Source organism: Pseudomonas sp. AL 58, from assembly GCF_036348395.1.
In the GTDB taxonomy this organism is placed as follows: domain Bacteria; phylum Pseudomonadota; class Gammaproteobacteria; order Pseudomonadales; family Pseudomonadaceae; genus Aquipseudomonas; species Aquipseudomonas defluvii.
On sequence record NZ_JAZBQR010000004.1, the window covers coordinates 309,760 to 326,017 of the forward strand.

A 16,258-nucleotide genomic window follows, 5' to 3' on the forward strand; every position below is an offset into this window, starting at 1 on the left:
GGCCAAGGCCTGCACGCCATGACCAGCGGATCGTCACCCCGACGGATTTTCCACGCCAGGTTTGCCCCTGACTCCCCTGCCCCCTAGAATGGCCGGATGCGCGATGATCTCTCTCTCCTGTTGAACTCCCTCAACGATGCCCAACGTCAGGCCGTAGCGGCCCCGGTTGGCCGTCAGTTGGTCCTGGCCGGTGCCGGCTCCGGCAAAACCCGTGTGCTGGTGCACCGTATCGCCTGGTTGATCCAGGTCGAGCAGGCCTCACCGCATTCGATCCTGTCGGTGACCTTCACCAACAAGGCTGCCGCCGAGATGCGCCAGCGTATCGAGCAACTGATGGGTATCAACCCGGCAGGCATGTGGGTGGGCACCTTCCACGGCCTGGCCCATCGCCTGTTGCGGGCGCACTGGCAAGAAGCCGGGCTGAACCAGAATTTCCAGATTCTCGACAGCGACGATCAGCAACGCCTGGTCAAGCGCGTAATCCGCGAGTTGGGCCTGGACGAACAGCGCTGGCCTGCACGCCAGGCGCAATGGTTCATCAATGGCCAGAAAGACGAAGGCCTGCGCCCACAGCATATTCAAGCCAGCGGCGACCTGTTCCTGGGCACCATGCGCAGCATTTATGAAGCCTATGAGGCCGCCTGCCAGCGCGCTGGCGTCATCGACTTCTCCGAACTGCTGCTGCGCGCCCTGGACCTCTGGCGCGACCATCCCGGTCTGCTGGAGCATTACCAGCGCCGCTTCCGCCACTTGCTGGTGGATGAGTTCCAGGACACCAACGCCGTGCAATATGCCTGGCTGCGGCTACTGGCCAAGGGTGGCGACAGCTTGATGGTGGTCGGCGACGACGATCAGTCCATTTATGGCTGGCGCGGTGCCAAGATCGAGAACATTCATCAGTACACCAGCGACTTCCCCGACGCCGAGTTGATCCGCCTGGAGCAGAACTACCGCTCCACCGCCGGCATCCTCAAAGCCGCCAACGCCCTGATCGCCAACAACAGCGGGCGCCTGGGCAAAGAGCTGTGGACCGACGGTGGCGACGGCGAACCACTGAGCCTTTACGCCGCCTTCAACGAACACGACGAAGCGCGCTACGTGGTGGAAACCATCGAAAGCGTGATTAAGACCGGTGCGGCGCGTAGCGATATCGCCATCCTTTACCGCTCCAACGCCCAGTCGCGGGTGCTCGAAGAGGCCCTGCTGCGCGAACGCATCCCCTATCGAATCTACGGGGGGCAACGCTTCTTCGAGCGCGCCGAGATCAAGAACGCCATGGCCTATTTGCGCCTGCTGGAGGGCCGTGGCAACGACGCGGCACTGGAGCGGGTCATTAATGTGCCGCCGCGTGGCATCGGTGAAAAAACCGTCGAAGCCATTCGCGAGCATGCCCGCCATGCCCAAGTCTCGATGTGGGAGGCCGTAGCCCTGCTGCTCGCTAACAAGGGCCTCAAGGGCCGCGCAGCCAGCGCGCTGAGCGCCTTTATCGAACTGATCGAAAACCTCGCGGCGAAGGTGCTGGAAATGCCGCTGCACCTGATGACCCAGACAGTGATCGAGCAATCCGGGCTGATCGTCTATCACCAGGAAGAGAAAGGTGAGAAAGGCCAGGCACGGGTAGAAAACCTTGAGGAACTGGTCAGCGCAGCGCGCAACTTTGAAACCAGCGAAGACGACGAAGACCTCTCGCCGCTCTCGGCATTCCTCGGCCATGCCTCGCTGGAAGCCGGTGAGGCCCAGGCTGATGAGCATGAGGACAGCATCCAGTTGATGACCCTGCACAGCGCCAAGGGCCTGGAGTTCCCTTACGTGTTCCTGGTGGGCATGGAAGAAGGCCTGTTCCCGCACAAGATGAGCCTGGAGGAGCCAGGGCGCCTCGAAGAGGAACGCCGCCTGGCCTATGTCGGCATCACCCGGGCCATGCAGCAACTGGTCATGACCTACGCCGAAACCCGCCGCCTTTACGGCAGCGAGACCTACAACAAGGTGTCACGTTTCGTACGTGAAATTCCGGCCGGGCTGATTCAGGAAGTGCGTTTGTCCAACAGCGTCAGCCGCCCATTCGGTTCTGGCCAGAAGCAGAATTCGAGCAGCCTGTTCGGTAGCGCTAACATCCCGCAGACCGCCTTCAACCTCGGCCAGCGGGTACAGCATGCAGTGTTTGGCGAAGGCGTGATCCTGAACTTTGAAGGCTCCGGCGCGCAGGCACGCGTGCAAGTCAACTTCGCCGAAGGCAGCAAGTGGCTGATGCTGGGTTATGCCAAGCTGGAAGCCATCTAAGTCGCGTTTCTGGACAAAGGTAACGCAATGGGCTCGGGCTTCTTTTCCTCATGGACGTTCTGGGCCCTTGCCGCCTGACCCCATAGCCACCGGCCCCCAGGTATTAGCTGATCGTGCAACAGGCTTGAGTCAAGCATGAAGGCATAATCAAGCAAAAGCTGGAAACATTATGGTGCTGGTCATGCAGCCTACAACCTGTGCACCATGACGCGCGTGCAATCCACAAAACGGGAATTCCCATACTATGCAACGTTTTCTTAGCATCGCTCTAGCGCTGTGCATTGGCCTGACGATGAGCCTCGACGCCAATGCCAAACGCTTCGGCGGCGGCAAGAGCTCGGGCGCAGCACCGACCCATCAAACCCGCCAGGCCGCCCCATCCACTCCGGCAGCCACCCCCGCAATGCCAGGCCGTGCGCCTGCCGCTGCCAGCGGCGCCTCGCGCTGGCTCGGCCCATTGGCCGGTATCGCCGCCGGTGGCCTGCTGGCCTCGATGTTCATGGGTGATGGCTTCGAGGGGATGCAGTTCCTCGACATCATCATCATGGCGCTGATCGCCTTCCTGGCGTTCCGCTTCATTGCCGCCCGCCGTCGCAAGCAACAGCAGCCACAGATGGCGCCAGCAGGTCACGCACCGTTCCAGCGTGAAGCCTACGAGCAACCAGCACAGCCGCAGGTATTCGGTGGTTCGCCAGCCTCGTCGGCCCGCCCGGTCATCAACGCACCGGCCTGGTTCAACGAGCAGAGCTTCCTGGCTGCAGCACGCAACCACTTCCAGTCGCTGCAGCAGCACTGGGACGCGAACGAGATGGACAAGATCGCCGAGTTCGTCACGCCACAAATGCTGCAGTTCCTCAAGCAGGAGCGCGCGGCCTTGGGCGAGGGCTTCCAGTCCACCTACATCGATGACCTGAATGTGCAACTGGAAGGTGTCGACGACCGCGCCGACAAGACCATCGCCACTCTGACCTTCAGCGGCGTGTCGAAAACCTCGCGCTTCGACCAGGGCGAAGTGTTCAGCGAAAGCTGGAACATGGAACGTGCCCAAGGCGAGAACCAGCCGTGGCTGGTCGCCGGGATCCGCCAGAACGGCTGATTTTCAGGCATTGCACAAAAAACCCCGGGCCTGTCCCGGGGTTTTGCTTTTGCCGGATTGCGCTACTAGGGTATAACGCGCAGCGTGTCATCAAGGTAAGAGGATAGAGCCGTGGAAGAAGTGATTGAACAACTCCGTGAAGCCAATGAACCCGTGCCGGTTCCACTGGAGTTGCCCGACGAGGATCAACTGGTCGAGATCGAAGAGCAGTTGTTCATCAACATTCCCTTCGTCTTCAAAGAGTTCCTGCTGACCGTCAGCGATGTCGTGTACGGTAGCCTGGAACCGGTGACCGCGACCGACCCACAATCGCACACCTACCTGCCTGAAGTCGCCGCCAATGCCTGGGATGCGGGCGTACCGCGCGACCTGATCCCGCTCTGCCAGGACGGCGATGACTACTACTGCGTCGAAGAAGACGGCACCGTAGTGTTGTGGTCGGGCGAAGAAGAATGCGTCACCGAGGAAAGCTGGGAATCGGTCTGGCACTGGGCTCGGGATGTCTGGCTGGAAAGCTGACCTGAACATCGCCTGAAGCATCAACGGCCATCGGGCAGTTGATTGGCGCTGGCAGGACGCGCCATCACCGCACCCTAGCGGTGATGGCCGTCATCATGCTCTAGCGTTTCGAGCAAAGCGATCTGCATCCGCGTGTGCACCCGGATGAACCAGCGCCAGAGCAACGCGACCACGCCCGCAGCGACCACCGCGATCACCAGCAGCAGTTCACTGGTCGGCAGAATACTGGCCGACAATGCCGACAACAGCAGGAAAATCACCAACAACGACAGCAGCGGAATCACCTCGGCGATTACCCGTCGAACACGCTGGGTATGTCGCCCCGCCACCTCCGGCTTCACCCCCATTTCCGCCAACAGCATCGAGAGCGCCTTGAGCTTGCGATAAGCCGCGATCAGGAACGGTAGCGACAACAACAGCGCTGCGCCCCAAATCAAGGCCTTGTGCTGCCCTGTGTCGCTGATCCAGCCGCTCAACCAGGCGCTGATGCGGTATGCGAAGTAACCGCCACTAAAGAAGATCGCGGCCACCAGGGCCAGGTTGACCCCAACCTGCAACAGAATCCGCCGGATCATGGCCGCCAGCATCGCGCCCTCGCCGTGTGGTTGAATACTGCGCAACCATTCACCATACAGCGACAGTACTCGGCCCAGACGCTGCGGCATGACCTTGGCCAGCCTCTGTGACAACGGATCTGCACTGCGAATCAAATACGGCGTCAGCAGCGTGGTAATCGCCGACACGGCCACCGCGACCGGGTAGAGGAAGTCACTGGTGACCTGCAGGGTGATCCCCAGCGCCGCGATGATGAAAGAGAACTCGCCGATCTGTGACAGGCCCATGCCGACACGCAACGACGTGCGCCCATCGTTGCCCGCAATAAACGCTCCCATGCCGCAAGAAAGCATCTTGCCCAGCACGACGGCAACGGTAATCACCGCAATCGGCCAGGCATAGTCGAGCAGCACCCGCGGGTCGATCATCATGCCGATGGCGACAAAAAAGATGGCACTGAACAGGTCACGAACCGGCTCGATCAAGCGCTCTATTTTCAGTAACTGCCGCGACTCAGCCATAATCGCGCCAATCAGGAACGCACCCAGCACCATGCTGTACTCAAGCTTGACCACCAGTAGGCAAAAGCCGAAGCACAGCCCTAGCACCGTAATCAGCAGCATCTCGTTGCTTTCAAAGCGCGCCACGTAGGCCAACACACGCGGCACCAGAAGAATGCCGACCACCAACGCCACAATCATGAACAGCGACAGTTTGCCGACCGTGGAAAACACCTCACCGGAGCTGACCGTACCGCTGACGGCAATGCCCGATAACAAGGCAATAATGCCGATACCCAGAATGTCTTCAACGATCAGTACACCGAAGATCAACTGGGCGAAGCGCTCGTTCTTCATCTTCAGGTCATTGAGCGCCTTGACGATGATCGTGGTCGAGGAAATCGCCAGAATCGCCCCGAGAAACAACGAATCCATGGTGCTCCAGCCAAACCAGCGGCCAATCTCGAAGCCGATCCAGATCATCAGGACGATTTCCAGAAAAGCGGCGATAAAGGCGGTTGCCCCGACCTTGAACAGCTTGCGCAGGCTGAACTCCAGGCCCAGGCAAAACATCAGGAAAATCACCCCGAGCTCGGCCAGGGTCTTGATCGTGTCTTCGTCGTGAATCAGGCCGAACGGTGGGGTATAAGGGCCAATGATGAACCCGGCAACGATGTAACCCAGGACCACCGGCTGCTTGAGGCGATGAAAAAGCACGGTGACGACCCCGGCAACCAGCATGATCACCGCCAAATCCTGAATAAAGCTGATGGCATGCATGGCGGACACCTCCTGAATACGTACAAAAAACAAACAAGTACCTGTCAGAGTGATCTGATTGAGCGGCACCTGTTTTATGCTTTATCTGTAGGAATAACCCACCTTGCATGGGCCAACTGAGGTTAACACCCGCCACTGCATGAGGCTGGCGATGCAATATGTAGAAACAGATCGACAGATTTGCCCGACCAAATGACCTGAAACGCGTGACGGCAAGGAGCCTGCCAGCGTCCCGTTTTTATGATGGGAATCGTAACGGGGAAAGAAGCGTCCGTTCAGGCGCCCCCCACTCAGCGCAACCTCACCGTGAGCACACTATGGAACCTGGAAACGCCCAGCTATCGATGACCGTCCTGATGACTCCGGACAAGGCCAATTTTTCTGGCAACGTACACGGCGGTACCCTGCTCAAGTACCTCGATGAAGTCGCCTATGCCTGTGCCAGCCGCTACGCTGGCCGCTATGTGGTGACACTCTCGGTTGATCAAGTGATTTTCCGCGAGCCGGTGCATGTCGGCGAATTGGTGACGTTCCTGGCCTCGGTCAACTACACCGGCACCACCTCCATGGAGGTGGGCATCAAAGTGGTCACTGAGAACATCCGCGAACGCTCGGTGCGCCATAGCAACAGCTGTTTCTTCACCATGGTCGCCGTCGACGACGACCGCAAGCCCGTGCCTGTGCCGCCACGTCAGCCGGAAACCAGCGAAGAAAAGCGTCGTTTCCTGCAGGGTAAGCAGCGCCGCCTGATTCGCCAGGAGCTGGAAAAACGCTACCAGGAGCTCAAGGCCGACGCCCTTTAAAACGCCAGGCGCTGCGCCTCAAAACGCAGCCGTGGATGCACAATACGATCCTGGGCCCGCACCAGTTCCAGTTCATAACTGCCGCAGGCCTGGGTTTCCAGCAGTACTTCATGCACAGCTGCGGCACTGTACTCGAATGCCGCGACCCAACTGTCGCCCAACAGCAGCCGAGCCAGGAACAACCCGGCAGTGAGGTCGCCGACACCCACCGGCTGGCGCGGGAAGGCCAGCAGCGGGCGACGCAGGTGCCAATTGCCTTCAGCGGTCACCAACAGCATCTCAAAATCATTGGCTTGCCGGTCCGGATAGGCCAGGTGCTTGACCAACACTGCCTTCGGCCCACGGCTCAACAACGACCGTGCCATTGCAACGCAATCGTCGAGCGATTCAGCGCGACGACCGCAAAAGCTGTCCAGCTCAAGCTGATTCGGGCACAACACATCGGCCGCCGCCAGCGCCTCCTCTCGTAGAAAGTCGCTGACTTCTTCGGGCACGATGCAGCCTTTTTCTGCGTGCCCCATCACCGGATCGCACAGGTACAGCGCTGCCGGGTTGGCCGCCTTGATTTGCGCCACAACCGCGAGGATTGCACGCCCCTGGGCCGCACTGCCGAGGTAACCGGACAACACCGCATCGCAATTGCCAAGCTCACCGATCGTCGCGATTCCGTTCACCAGCGCAGGAATTTGCGCTGGCGCAAGCACTTCTCCAGTCCACTGGCCATACTGTGTGTGGTTAGAGAACTGCACGGTATTGAGTGGCCAGACGTTGACCCCCACACGCTGCATGGGGAACACCGCAGCGCTGTTGCCGGCGTGACCGAAGACCACATGAGACTGGATAGCAAGCAGGTGTGGCGTACGTTTCATGCAAGGCTTCCGATGCGTTGTAATAGAGACAAGGCATGCAGTATGGCGCTAAATACCACCTGTACGACAGCGCTGGGAGGCGGTTAAGCTGAGTACACCTCGTTGGAGCCTATGTAATGTTGACCCTCGAAAATCTCTCCGTACTGATGCTGCTGGCTACCGTCGGTGCTTGGCTTTGGCATAACCACGGGCTGCGTGAAAAAGCGCTGGAAAGGGTCAAACAGCATTGCGCCAAGCTCGACCTGGAGTTGCTCGACGGCAACGTCGCGCTCAAACGTATCGCCTTTATCCGTGATGCCAATGGCAGGAAGCGCCTGGCCCGTGTGTATAACTTTGAGTTCACGGTAACCGGGGAGCAACGCCACCCCGGCACCATCACTCAATTTGGCGCCCACGCCATGCAAATCGAACTGGCGCCCTACCCGTTCGAGATCAAGCCGGTGCAACACCATGACAACGTGATTGAAATGAAGCAGTGGCGCCAGGAGCACAACCGCTGGCACAACTGATCAACACAGGCATGCCGCCATGCCTTGTTGCAGCGCTTCAGCATCCTGGGGCTGAGCAAAGATCAGTTCGATACGTGAATCACGCCGCCAGTGGCTCGACTGCCAGACCAGGGATTTACCTTCCAATGCGTTAGCAGACTGCCAACCTTCCGGGCTGTGGATAACCAGTTTGGCCCGGCGCCACACCAGCCCCGCAAGAAACCCCTCTATACGCTGCGCATCGAGCAACTGACTCGGGTGCCAGCGCCAGCCAATGCTCCAGCCGTCAGTTGATTGATGGTGCAGACAGATCGGCTCGGATGGACTTGTCCACAGAGCGCCGAGTGGTGCGGTACCGTCAGGCAACGCAGAATTATCCACAGCCGGCTTATCCACAATTGCGGTGGACTGCTTCAGCAGCTCATCCAGAGGTAACCGACCCTGTTCCGTCCAATAGCACGGCACGGTGGGTAATCGGGAGGTTATCCACACCCGTTTTTCACTATCCACAGCCTCGGCTTTGTTCAGCACCAACAACCCTGCCTCAACCAATGCGGCTTGCTGACTGTCCGCTAGCGGCTGGCCACCCGCCAACATCTGGGCATCCAGCACCATCACCAAGGGCTGCACATCCAGCACACCCTGCCATGGTGGCTGGCGCAGTTGCGCCAACAGCTGCGCCGGGTGACCAAGCCCTGAAGGTTCGATAAACAGCCGGTCTGGCCTGGATTTGCGCAACAACCGACCCAGGCCAACCTGAAACGGTGCGCCGTTCACACAACACAAGCACCCTCCAGCCACCTCGCCCATGGCAATGCCGTCATCTGCAGTGCTGAGCAGCGCCGCATCCAGGCCGATCTGACCGAACTCGTTTATCAACACCGCCCAGCGCTCAGAGGCCGGGCGGTGAGCCATCAAGTGGCGAATCAGACTGGTCTTACCGGCCCCCAAGGGCCCGGCAATCACGTGGGTAGGTATGTTCTGCAGCATGGTCATCAACAGGCCTGGAAGATCGCACACTATGCGCTGGACTCAGGCCATCCAGTCAAGGCTAAGGATCAAACGGCGCTCACCGTTGGCCAGTGCTGGCGACCTGTGGATAAGCCCGCAGCCTTCATTACCCAACCACTTCTCCCCCTTCAGCAAGGCGACAGCACCACAGCCCAACTGACGAACCCGCGCCGGCTCGACCTCTGCCGGCAGCGGCTGGACGCGTTTATCCACAGCCTCTTCCAGCCATTCGCTGCCGGGCCCGGCATAGGTCGTGAGCAGCCGCAGGGGTACGTGATCGACATGCCAACGCGGGCACATGGCGTTGTCCAGTGCCGTAAGACGTACCCCAACCCGACGAGCATCAAGCAGGCAGGCATAGGCACCAACCAGCCAGGCCACATCGGCGACGAAGCCATCGTAGCCTGTCAGGTCGGCATAGCCTCTGGCCACCGCAGGCAATGCCGGAAGTTGCCCGTCGTCGCACAATTCCAACGTGAACGACTCCGCCAATGGTTGGTTCAATGACAACAACAGGCTGGCAAAATCGGCGATATGCACAGGCAGTTGCCGCTCCCAAACGGCCAGATTGACCCCATCCTGCAAGGCTTCACCCAGGACCTGAGGTGATTCACCAAGTACCTGGCGCGGAACGTAACGAGGCGTTGGTGCCAACATCAGGCAGCGTCCTCTTCGTACCACGGACCAAAGGGGTCCGGCAGCTGACTCCAGGCGTCTTCGCCTAGCGCCATTTCAGCGTCACTCAGCAAGCAGGCCGCCAGCTCAGCTTCAAGCCTGGCAAAATCAATATGCTGGCCGATGAACACCAGTTCTTGCCGACAATCACCGCACGCGCTGTTCCAATGCTTGAGGATTGCCGCCTGACTGTCCTGATCCTGTGGCCAATGCTCGCGAGGCACAAAGCGCCACCAACGACCGGCGAATCCGTGTCTAACCATGCCACCTGCCTGAGACCAGCTACCGGCATCACTCCGTTTACTGGCCAGCCAGAAAAAGCCCTTGGAGCGCAGCAGTCGCCCATTCGTCCAGGGGCTGTGGATAAAGTCGAAGAAGCGCTGCGGATGCAACGGACGCCGGGCCTGCCAGGCCCATGAGCAAATGCCATACTCCTGCGTTTCAGGCACATGCGTACCACGCAGTTCCTGAAGCCAACCGGGCGCCTGCGCGGCCTTGTCGAAGTCGAACAATCCGGTGTTGAGGATCCGCTCCAGCGGCACCTGTCCCATGACCATTGGAACAATCTGCGCGTGAGCGTTAAGGCTGCGCAGGATCGCCATTAGTTCGTCACGGCTGTGGCTACCCACCAGATCGATCTTGCTGACCAGAATCACATCAGCGAACTCCACCTGCTCAATCAAGAGGTCACTGATCGAACGCTCATCCTCTTCGCCAAGGGTTTCGCCACGGCTCGCCAGGCTTTCCGCAGCCTGATAATCACTCAGGAAATTCAAACCATCGACTACCGTGACCATGGTATCGAGCCGCGCCTGGTCGGCCAGGCTGCGGCCTTGGTCATCCCGGAAGGTAAAGGTTTCAGCCACGGGGAGTGGTTCAGAAATACCGGTCGACTCAATCAGCAAGTAATCGAACCGACCTTCTCGAGCCAGTCGCCCGACTTCCTCGAGCAGGTCTTCGCGCAAGGTGCAGCAGATGCAACCGTTGCTCATCTCGACCAACTTTTCCTCGGCACGGTTCAAGCTGACATTACGTTGCACCTCACTGGCATCGATGTTGATTTCACTCATGTCGTTGACGATCACTGCCACCCGGAGGTTTTCGCGATTGCGCAGGACATGATTGAGCAGCGTGCTCTTGCCTGCGCCGAGAAAGCCAGAGAGCACAGTAACGGGAAGACGGTCGGGCATGGTGGGGTCCTCATCGGGGCTGCATTCGATAGATGCTTTACGACATGTTATATTATAACGGTGCGCTTATTCCAAGCACCTTCGCAAGCGCACGACCGCTAGCCACCTCGAGGAAGTCTTGATGAATCAACCGTGGGTTTGGCTTGTTTGCCTCGCTGCACTTGCCCCGCACGCCCTCGCGCAGGCACTACCCAGCGACACGCTGGCGCACTGCACGCGCAGCGCAAACCTGCTGGCCTGCAAGGATCTCGAGGGCAATTACTACAGTGTGCAAACCAAAGGCAGCACCGTGTTTTTGCGCGGGTACGAGATAGAGGGCAAACGTCGCTGGGCACAAACCAGCGACCGCTACGGTCAACTGACCTTCTTCACCGGGCTGGCCAGTGACGGTGAAGCCTGGGTCGGCTACAGCCGTCGCGTCGGTTGGACCACGATCAACCGCGTATCCAGTTCCAACGGACAGCGCTTTGGCGTGCGCTGCAGTCGAGTAGGCGGTTGCCAGTAATCCCTACAGTCTTGTAGAGCACTGCATTGTTATAATATAACAAACTACTTTTCCGCCACGACGAACAACCCATGACTGCCCTGCCTCTTCCCGACATTGCCACTCAGGCACTACACCAGCCACTACCACTGAACTGGGTGGGCATGTGCGGCATTGCCTTGCCGGTGTCGTTCAACGCTCAACGGCTGCGCGCCAGTGCCGATGCCGGCGTCAGCCTGGATAACGGCGAATCACGCGGGATACACATGTCGCGCTTGTACCTGGCACTGGAAGCACTGGAACAAAAAGAACTTTGCCCAGCACTGATTCATCAGGTGCTTGAACACTTTCTGGAAAGCCACTGCGGTCTTTCTGACAGCGCTTACCTGCGCCTGCAATTTGAAGTCATGCTGAAACAGCCAGCATTGGTCAGCCCGCTGTCAGGCTGGAAGGCCTATCCCGTGGTGCTGACTGCACGCCTAGAACAAGAAGTGTTCCACGTGGAACTAAATGTGCACGTGACCTATTCCTCAACCTGCCCCTGTTCCGCAGCACTCGCAAGGCAACTGATTCAACAGCAATTTCTCGCCGATTTCGCTAACCAACCGCTCAGCCATGAAGCGCTGCTCTCCTGGCTAGGCAGTGCCGCGGGCATCGTTGCCACGCCCCATAGCCAACGTAGCCTGGCAACGTTGCGGGTACGCTTAACGCAAGACGTTAGTGTGTTTCCCATCGTCGCACTGATTGATCATGCCGAAGGGGCACTGGGTACGGCGGTGCAGACCGCAGTGAAACGCGCCGATGAGCAAGCCTTCGCACTGGCCAACGGTCAGAACCTGATGTTCTGCGAAGATGCCGTGCGCCGTTTACACCTGGCCTTAAGGCGCCATGCCTGGATCGACGGGTTCAGCCTGCAGGTTGAACATGCCGAGAGCTTGCATGCTCACGATGCAGTCGCCCGCAGCCAGTGGCAGTGGTAGTTCATTGGTAAGGGAGAAATAGCCATGATTCGCAAGAACCCCAGCGGTGATCTACCGGTGATCGCCGAATCCGCTTATGTCGATAAAACGGCAATCATCTGCGGCAAGGTGATCATCGCCGACAATGTGTTCGTTGGGCCCTATGCGGTCATTCGGGCTGATGAAGTGGACAGCAACGGCGCGATGGAGCCCATCACTATTGGCGCCAACTCCAACATTCAGGATGGTGTGGTGATCCACTCAAAGTCAGGGGCCGCGGTGACCATTGGCGAGTTCACCTCGATTGCTCACCGCTCCATCGTCCATGGCCCCTGCACCGTTGGCAATCGGGTGTTCATCGGCTTCAACAGCGTACTGTTCAACTGCACCGTCGGCGACGGCAGCGTGGTACGGCACAACTCGGTGGTCGATGGCTGCAACCTGCCGGCGCAATTTTATGTGCCCTCAACAACGCGAATGGGTGCCAGCACGGATCTCTCACAGTTTCCTCCTGTGAGCATCAGCGCCTCGGAATTCTCCGAAGATGTAGCCCGCACCAACGTTGACCTGGTGCGGGGCTACAAGGCGCTGCAGAACGAGTTCTAGGTGCGTGGCTTAACGGTGCCGCAGTTGCTGCCGAGCCAGACCGCACGGGTTTCCATGCTGCCCTGTTGCTGCGTTCCCGAAGCGTTGAAGGTGCCGTTGACCTTGGTCAGGAACTCACGGTCACTGAGGAACTGAGCCTGCCCGGCGCCTTGGGCTTTGGGGCAGCTAAAACGGAATTTCCAGATATTGCCGTTGCGCTCGGTGATTTCCTGGCGACAACCTGACTTGGGGTCTTGCAAGGGGATGTTATCGCTGTTGACCTGCTCCTGAGTCAGGCAGGAGCGCACGCCATTCCCCGCCACAGTGACACCTTGCTTGGCCAACACCTGCTCCATCATTGCACGCTGCTCGGGCGGCAGGTTTTTCAACTGGCCGAGCATGAACTGCATATCCGGCAGCGGCTTGCCATCAACCTGCATGTTGCTGGTGGTCAACTCCCACAGGCCTGGCTGCAACATCTGTGCATTCACCAACGGGCTCGCCAACCCGAAGACCAGCGCCAGTATTGGCAGACGAATCTTCATCTAGTCACTCCTCGAAACGCCGGCGTCGGGCCGGAACATGGTTTAGACGCTGATTTACGCTTTCGGTTGCAAGTACTGCCCGGAACATGCTCTGGTAGAGGCAGTGCCAGCGGACAGCAGGATGTGTATGGATTACCACAGCCCCTACTTCTTCGGTTACCTGATCGGCCTGATCCACTTGCTGGGTGTGGGTGCCGCACTCCACGCCGTGGTCAGCGTCCGTACTGCGCAGGGTGCGATCGCCTGGGCCCTGTCGCTGTTGTTCATACCCTACCTGACACTGATTCCTTACCTGGTGTTTGGCAGCCGAACCTTCGATGCGTACATCAAAGCACGACGTCAGGCCAACCGCGAGATGCACCTGGCCATCACTGACCTGAACTGGCGCCCGTGGGTGGAAGAAGCATTAGCTGCGCGAAGCTCCAGCTCCTACGCCGCCTTGCGCGCATTACCGAAACTCGGTCGCATGCCTTGCTTGGCGAACAATCAAATCAAACTACTGATCGATGGGCAGGCCACCTTCAGCGCCATCCTTGATGCCATTGCCCAAGCCCGTAATACGGTGCTGGTGCAGTTTTTCATCATCCATGACGATGAACTGGGCCGGCGGCTGCAAACACTGCTACTGAAAAAAGCCGCCGAAGGCGTAAAGATCTATGTGCTTTACGACAGTGTCGGCAGCCACGGCCTGTCCTCGGCATACTGCCAGACGCTGCGTGAAGGCGGCGTTGAGATACGTGCCTTCAGCACCCGTCACGGCTGGTTCAATCGCTTCCAGGTCAACTTCCGCAACCACCGCAAGATCGTCGTCGTCGACGGCTTGCAAGGCTTCGTCGGTGGGCACAACGTTGGCGATGAGTACCTGGGAGGCAACCCCAAACTGTCGCCTTGGCGCGATACCCACGTACAGGTCAGCGGCCCAGTGCTGGCCTGCCTGCAGGAATCCTTTGCCGAAGACTGGTTCTGGGCCGCACGGCAATTGCCGCCATTGATCCTGCCGGATGAGTACCCGGACGAGGGCGTACTGTGCCAAGTACTGGCCAGCGGGCCAGCTGATCCTCAGGAGACCTGCTCACTGTTCTTCATCGAGGCGATTCATTCAGCGCGTGAGCGCCTATGGATAACCAGCCCGTACTTCATTCCCGATGAGGCGATCTTCGCCGCGCTACGACTGGCCGTTCTGCGTGGCGTCGATGTGCGTATCCTGTTGCCCTCACGTCCCGACCATCGGATCGTCTATGCCGCTTCCAGCCTGTTTGCCTTCGAGGCGGTGCGCGCCGGGGTGCGGATCTTTCGCTACCAGCCCGGGTTCCTGCATCAGAAGGTCGTACTGATCGACGATGAAGTCAGTGCGATCGGCAGCGCGAACCTGGACAACCGCTCCTTCCGCCTGAACTTCGAGATCATGCTGCTGACCATCGACAGGACCTTTGCCGATCAGGTCGAAGCCATGCTCAAGCACGACTTCGAACAGGCTCGGGAAATCACTGCCGAGGACAGCCGCGACACCCATCGACTGCAGTTGCTGGGCATGCGTATCGCCAGGCTGATCTCCCCCATCCTCTAGTGGCGAGGCATCGTCAGCGATAAAGATCCGCCCGGGTCCATGGCAGGGTATGACTGCCATCGGCCAGCGGCTTTACCGCCAGAATCTGGTGCAGGTTGATCCAGCCCTTGGCGAAGGCGTATGAACAACCGGCCAAGTACAATCGCCAGATTCTCAGCGCGCGTTCAGGCACCAGACGTCCGGCTTCATCAAGCTTCGCCTCCAGTCGATCACTCCAGAAGTGCAATGTCCGGGCATAGTGCAAACGCAGGCTTTCCACATCGACCACCTCTAGCCCGGCATCGCTGATGTAAGCACTGATCATCGACAGGTGCGGCAGCTCGCCATGGGGGAACACATAGCGGTCAATGAACTCGCCTGCCCCCCGCCCGACTGGCCGACCATCAATATGTTTGGCGGTGATGCCGTGGTTCATCACCAGGCCACCTTCACGGACAGCGCCAAACAGGCGCTGGCAGTACAACGCCAGGTTGGCATGGCCAACATGCTCGAACATGCCAACACTCACCACCTTGTCGAAACGGCCATCCTGCGGCAGATCCCGGTAGTCGAGGATTTTTAGATCAACCTGCTGCTCCAGGCCTTCCGCCTTGACCCGTTCCCGACCCAGCTTGAGTTGCTCCTTGCTCAAGGTGATACCCATGACCTTGGCACCGAACTCGCGGGCGGCAAACCGCGCCAGGCCACCCCAACCACAACCGACATCCAGCAAGTAGTCACCGCGCTGCAGCCGTAGCTTGCGACACAAATGCTCGAGTTTGTCCTGCTGGGCTTGCTCAAGGGTTTCATTGCCCGTCTTGAAGTAGGCGCAGGAGTAGACCATTTCCTGGTCGAGCCAGAGCTGATAGAAATCGTTGGACAGGTCGTAATGGTAGGAAATATCAGCCGCGTCAGTCGTCTTGTCATGCGCAGCACGCTGGGGTTGTGGCTCGTCATCATCCAGAAGCAGCGCTTGAGTCAGTTCGTCGCAAACCTGGATAACCTCGCCGATATTACCTTCCAGCTCCAGCCTGCCTTCGACAAATGCCGACCCCAGATCATCAAGGCTAGGACGGGTAAGCTGACTCATCAGCTGTGGGTCCTTCACCACAATGGTGACGTGTGGCCCAGGCCCCAGATCGAAGTGGAGACCATTCCAAAACTTCAGGCGAAGTGGCAGCCGTACGTTTTGCAGAGCCGCTGGAAGTTGCGCAAGCATGAAAAAACCTCCCGTTGTCTTAGAACGTCACGAGGAAAAGGGTAGTTCATCTGCGAGAACTTTCTGAATAAGTCCACACCACAGATTGTATACAATCAATCAATCACGGACTAATCTTGCGCCCATTGTCGATACCTCATCCTGGAGTACAGCA

16 protein-coding genes are annotated in these 16,258 nt (G+C 59.0%); 9 read left to right on the forward strand and 7 right to left on the reverse strand.

The window, feature by feature from the left end:
- Nucleotides 1-96: 96 nt before the first annotated feature.
- From uvrD to UIA24_RS06835, 3 genes are all read left to right on the forward strand, one after another.
- Nucleotides 97-2,280, forward strand: a complete 2,184-nt coding sequence (uvrD, locus tag UIA24_RS06825; protein ID WP_065758092.1) for a DNA helicase II — start codon at nt 97-99, stop codon at nt 2,278-2,280.
- Nucleotides 2,281-2,524: 244 nt separating this feature from the next.
- Nucleotides 2,525-3,376, forward strand: a complete 852-nt coding sequence (locus UIA24_RS06830) for a Tim44 domain-containing protein (RefSeq protein ID WP_065758091.1) — start codon at nt 2,525-2,527, stop codon at nt 3,374-3,376.
- Between the two features lie 111 nt (nt 3,377-3,487).
- Entirely contained in the window at nt 3,488-3,895 is a 408-nt protein-coding gene (locus UIA24_RS06835) for an SMI1/KNR4 family protein (RefSeq protein ID WP_099776411.1), read from the forward strand.
- A 74-nt stretch (nt 3,896-3,969) separates the two neighbouring features.
- Here UIA24_RS06835 and UIA24_RS06840 read toward each other — a convergent pair whose 3' ends face one another.
- Nucleotides 3,970-5,730, reverse strand: coding sequence for a cation:proton antiporter (locus UIA24_RS06840; RefSeq protein ID WP_065758089.1), 1,761 nt, complete (start codon nt 5,728-5,730; stop codon nt 3,970-3,972).
- A 317-nt stretch (nt 5,731-6,047) separates the two neighbouring features.
- Between UIA24_RS06840 and UIA24_RS06845 the strand changes: the two genes are divergently transcribed.
- Nucleotides 6,048-6,533, forward strand: coding sequence for an acyl-CoA thioesterase (locus tag UIA24_RS06845; RefSeq protein WP_065758088.1), 486 nt, complete (start codon nt 6,048-6,050; stop codon nt 6,531-6,533).
- Here UIA24_RS06845 and pdxY read toward each other — a convergent pair.
- Nucleotides 6,530-7,402, reverse strand: coding sequence for a pyridoxal kinase PdxY (gene pdxY, locus UIA24_RS06850; RefSeq protein ID WP_065758087.1), 873 nt, complete (start codon nt 7,400-7,402; stop codon nt 6,530-6,532). The two genes, UIA24_RS06845 and pdxY, sit on opposite strands and share 4 nt — an antisense overlap.
- A 116-nt stretch (nt 7,403-7,518) precedes the next feature.
- Here pdxY and UIA24_RS06855 point away from each other — a divergent pair, with 116 nt between their 5' ends.
- On the forward strand, nt 7,519-7,911 hold the full coding sequence (locus UIA24_RS06855) for a DUF3301 domain-containing protein (RefSeq protein WP_065758086.1): 393 nt from the start codon (nt 7,519-7,521) through the stop codon (nt 7,909-7,911).
- Here UIA24_RS06855 and UIA24_RS06860 read toward each other — a convergent pair whose 3' ends face one another.
- The 3 genes from UIA24_RS06860 to zigA are packed head-to-tail and all read right to left on the reverse strand — an operon-like array spanning nt 7,912 to nt 10,766.
- A complete protein-coding gene (locus tag UIA24_RS06860; protein ID WP_330522528.1) occupies nt 7,912-8,880 on the reverse strand; it encodes a CobW family GTP-binding protein in 969 nt (322 codons plus the stop codon).
- Nucleotides 8,881-8,922: 42 nt separating this feature from the next.
- A complete protein-coding gene (locus tag UIA24_RS06865; protein WP_330522484.1) occupies nt 8,923-9,558 on the reverse strand; it encodes a DUF1826 domain-containing protein in 636 nt (211 codons plus the stop codon).
- Nucleotides 9,558-10,766 carry a zinc metallochaperone GTPase ZigA gene (zigA, locus tag UIA24_RS06870; protein WP_330522485.1) on the reverse strand — a complete coding sequence of 403 codons (1,209 nt, stop codon included), beginning with the start codon at nt 10,764-10,766 and terminating at the stop codon, nt 9,558-9,560. The genes UIA24_RS06865 and zigA overlap by 1 nt, the downstream gene beginning before the upstream one ends.
- A gap of 121 nt (nt 10,767-10,887) precedes the next feature.
- Between zigA and UIA24_RS06875 the strand changes: the two genes are divergently transcribed.
- The 3 genes from UIA24_RS06875 (at nt 10,888) to UIA24_RS06885 (ending at nt 12,815) form a co-directional block, all read left to right on the forward strand.
- Entirely contained in the window at nt 10,888-11,271 is a 384-nt protein-coding gene (locus UIA24_RS06875; protein WP_330522486.1) for a glutamine synthetase, read from the forward strand.
- A gap of 71 nt (nt 11,272-11,342) precedes the next feature.
- Nucleotides 11,343-12,230, forward strand: a complete 888-nt coding sequence (gene folE2 / locus UIA24_RS06880; RefSeq protein WP_330522487.1) for a GTP cyclohydrolase FolE2 — start codon at nt 11,343-11,345, stop codon at nt 12,228-12,230.
- 24 nt (nt 12,231-12,254) lie between these two features.
- Nucleotides 12,255-12,815, forward strand: a complete 561-nt coding sequence (locus tag UIA24_RS06885) for a gamma carbonic anhydrase family protein (RefSeq protein ID WP_065758081.1) — start codon at nt 12,255-12,257, stop codon at nt 12,813-12,815.
- Here the strand turns inward: UIA24_RS06885 and UIA24_RS06890 are convergent.
- Nucleotides 12,812-13,339, reverse strand: coding sequence for a DUF3617 domain-containing protein (locus UIA24_RS06890; protein WP_330522488.1), 528 nt, complete (start codon nt 13,337-13,339; stop codon nt 12,812-12,814). The two genes, UIA24_RS06885 and UIA24_RS06890, sit on opposite strands and share 4 nt — an antisense overlap.
- A gap of 127 nt (nt 13,340-13,466) precedes the next feature.
- Between UIA24_RS06890 and cls the strand changes: the two genes are divergently transcribed.
- On the forward strand, nt 13,467-14,906 hold the full coding sequence (gene cls, locus UIA24_RS06895; protein WP_330522489.1) for a cardiolipin synthase: 1,440 nt from the start codon (nt 13,467-13,469) through the stop codon (nt 14,904-14,906).
- 13 nt (nt 14,907-14,919) lie between these two features.
- Here cls and cfaB read toward each other — a convergent pair whose 3' ends face one another.
- A complete protein-coding gene (gene cfaB / locus UIA24_RS06900) occupies nt 14,920-16,104 on the reverse strand; it encodes a C17 cyclopropane fatty acid synthase CfaB (RefSeq protein ID WP_102052749.1) in 1,185 nt (394 codons plus the stop codon).
- Nucleotides 16,105-16,258: the final 154 nt, after the last annotated feature.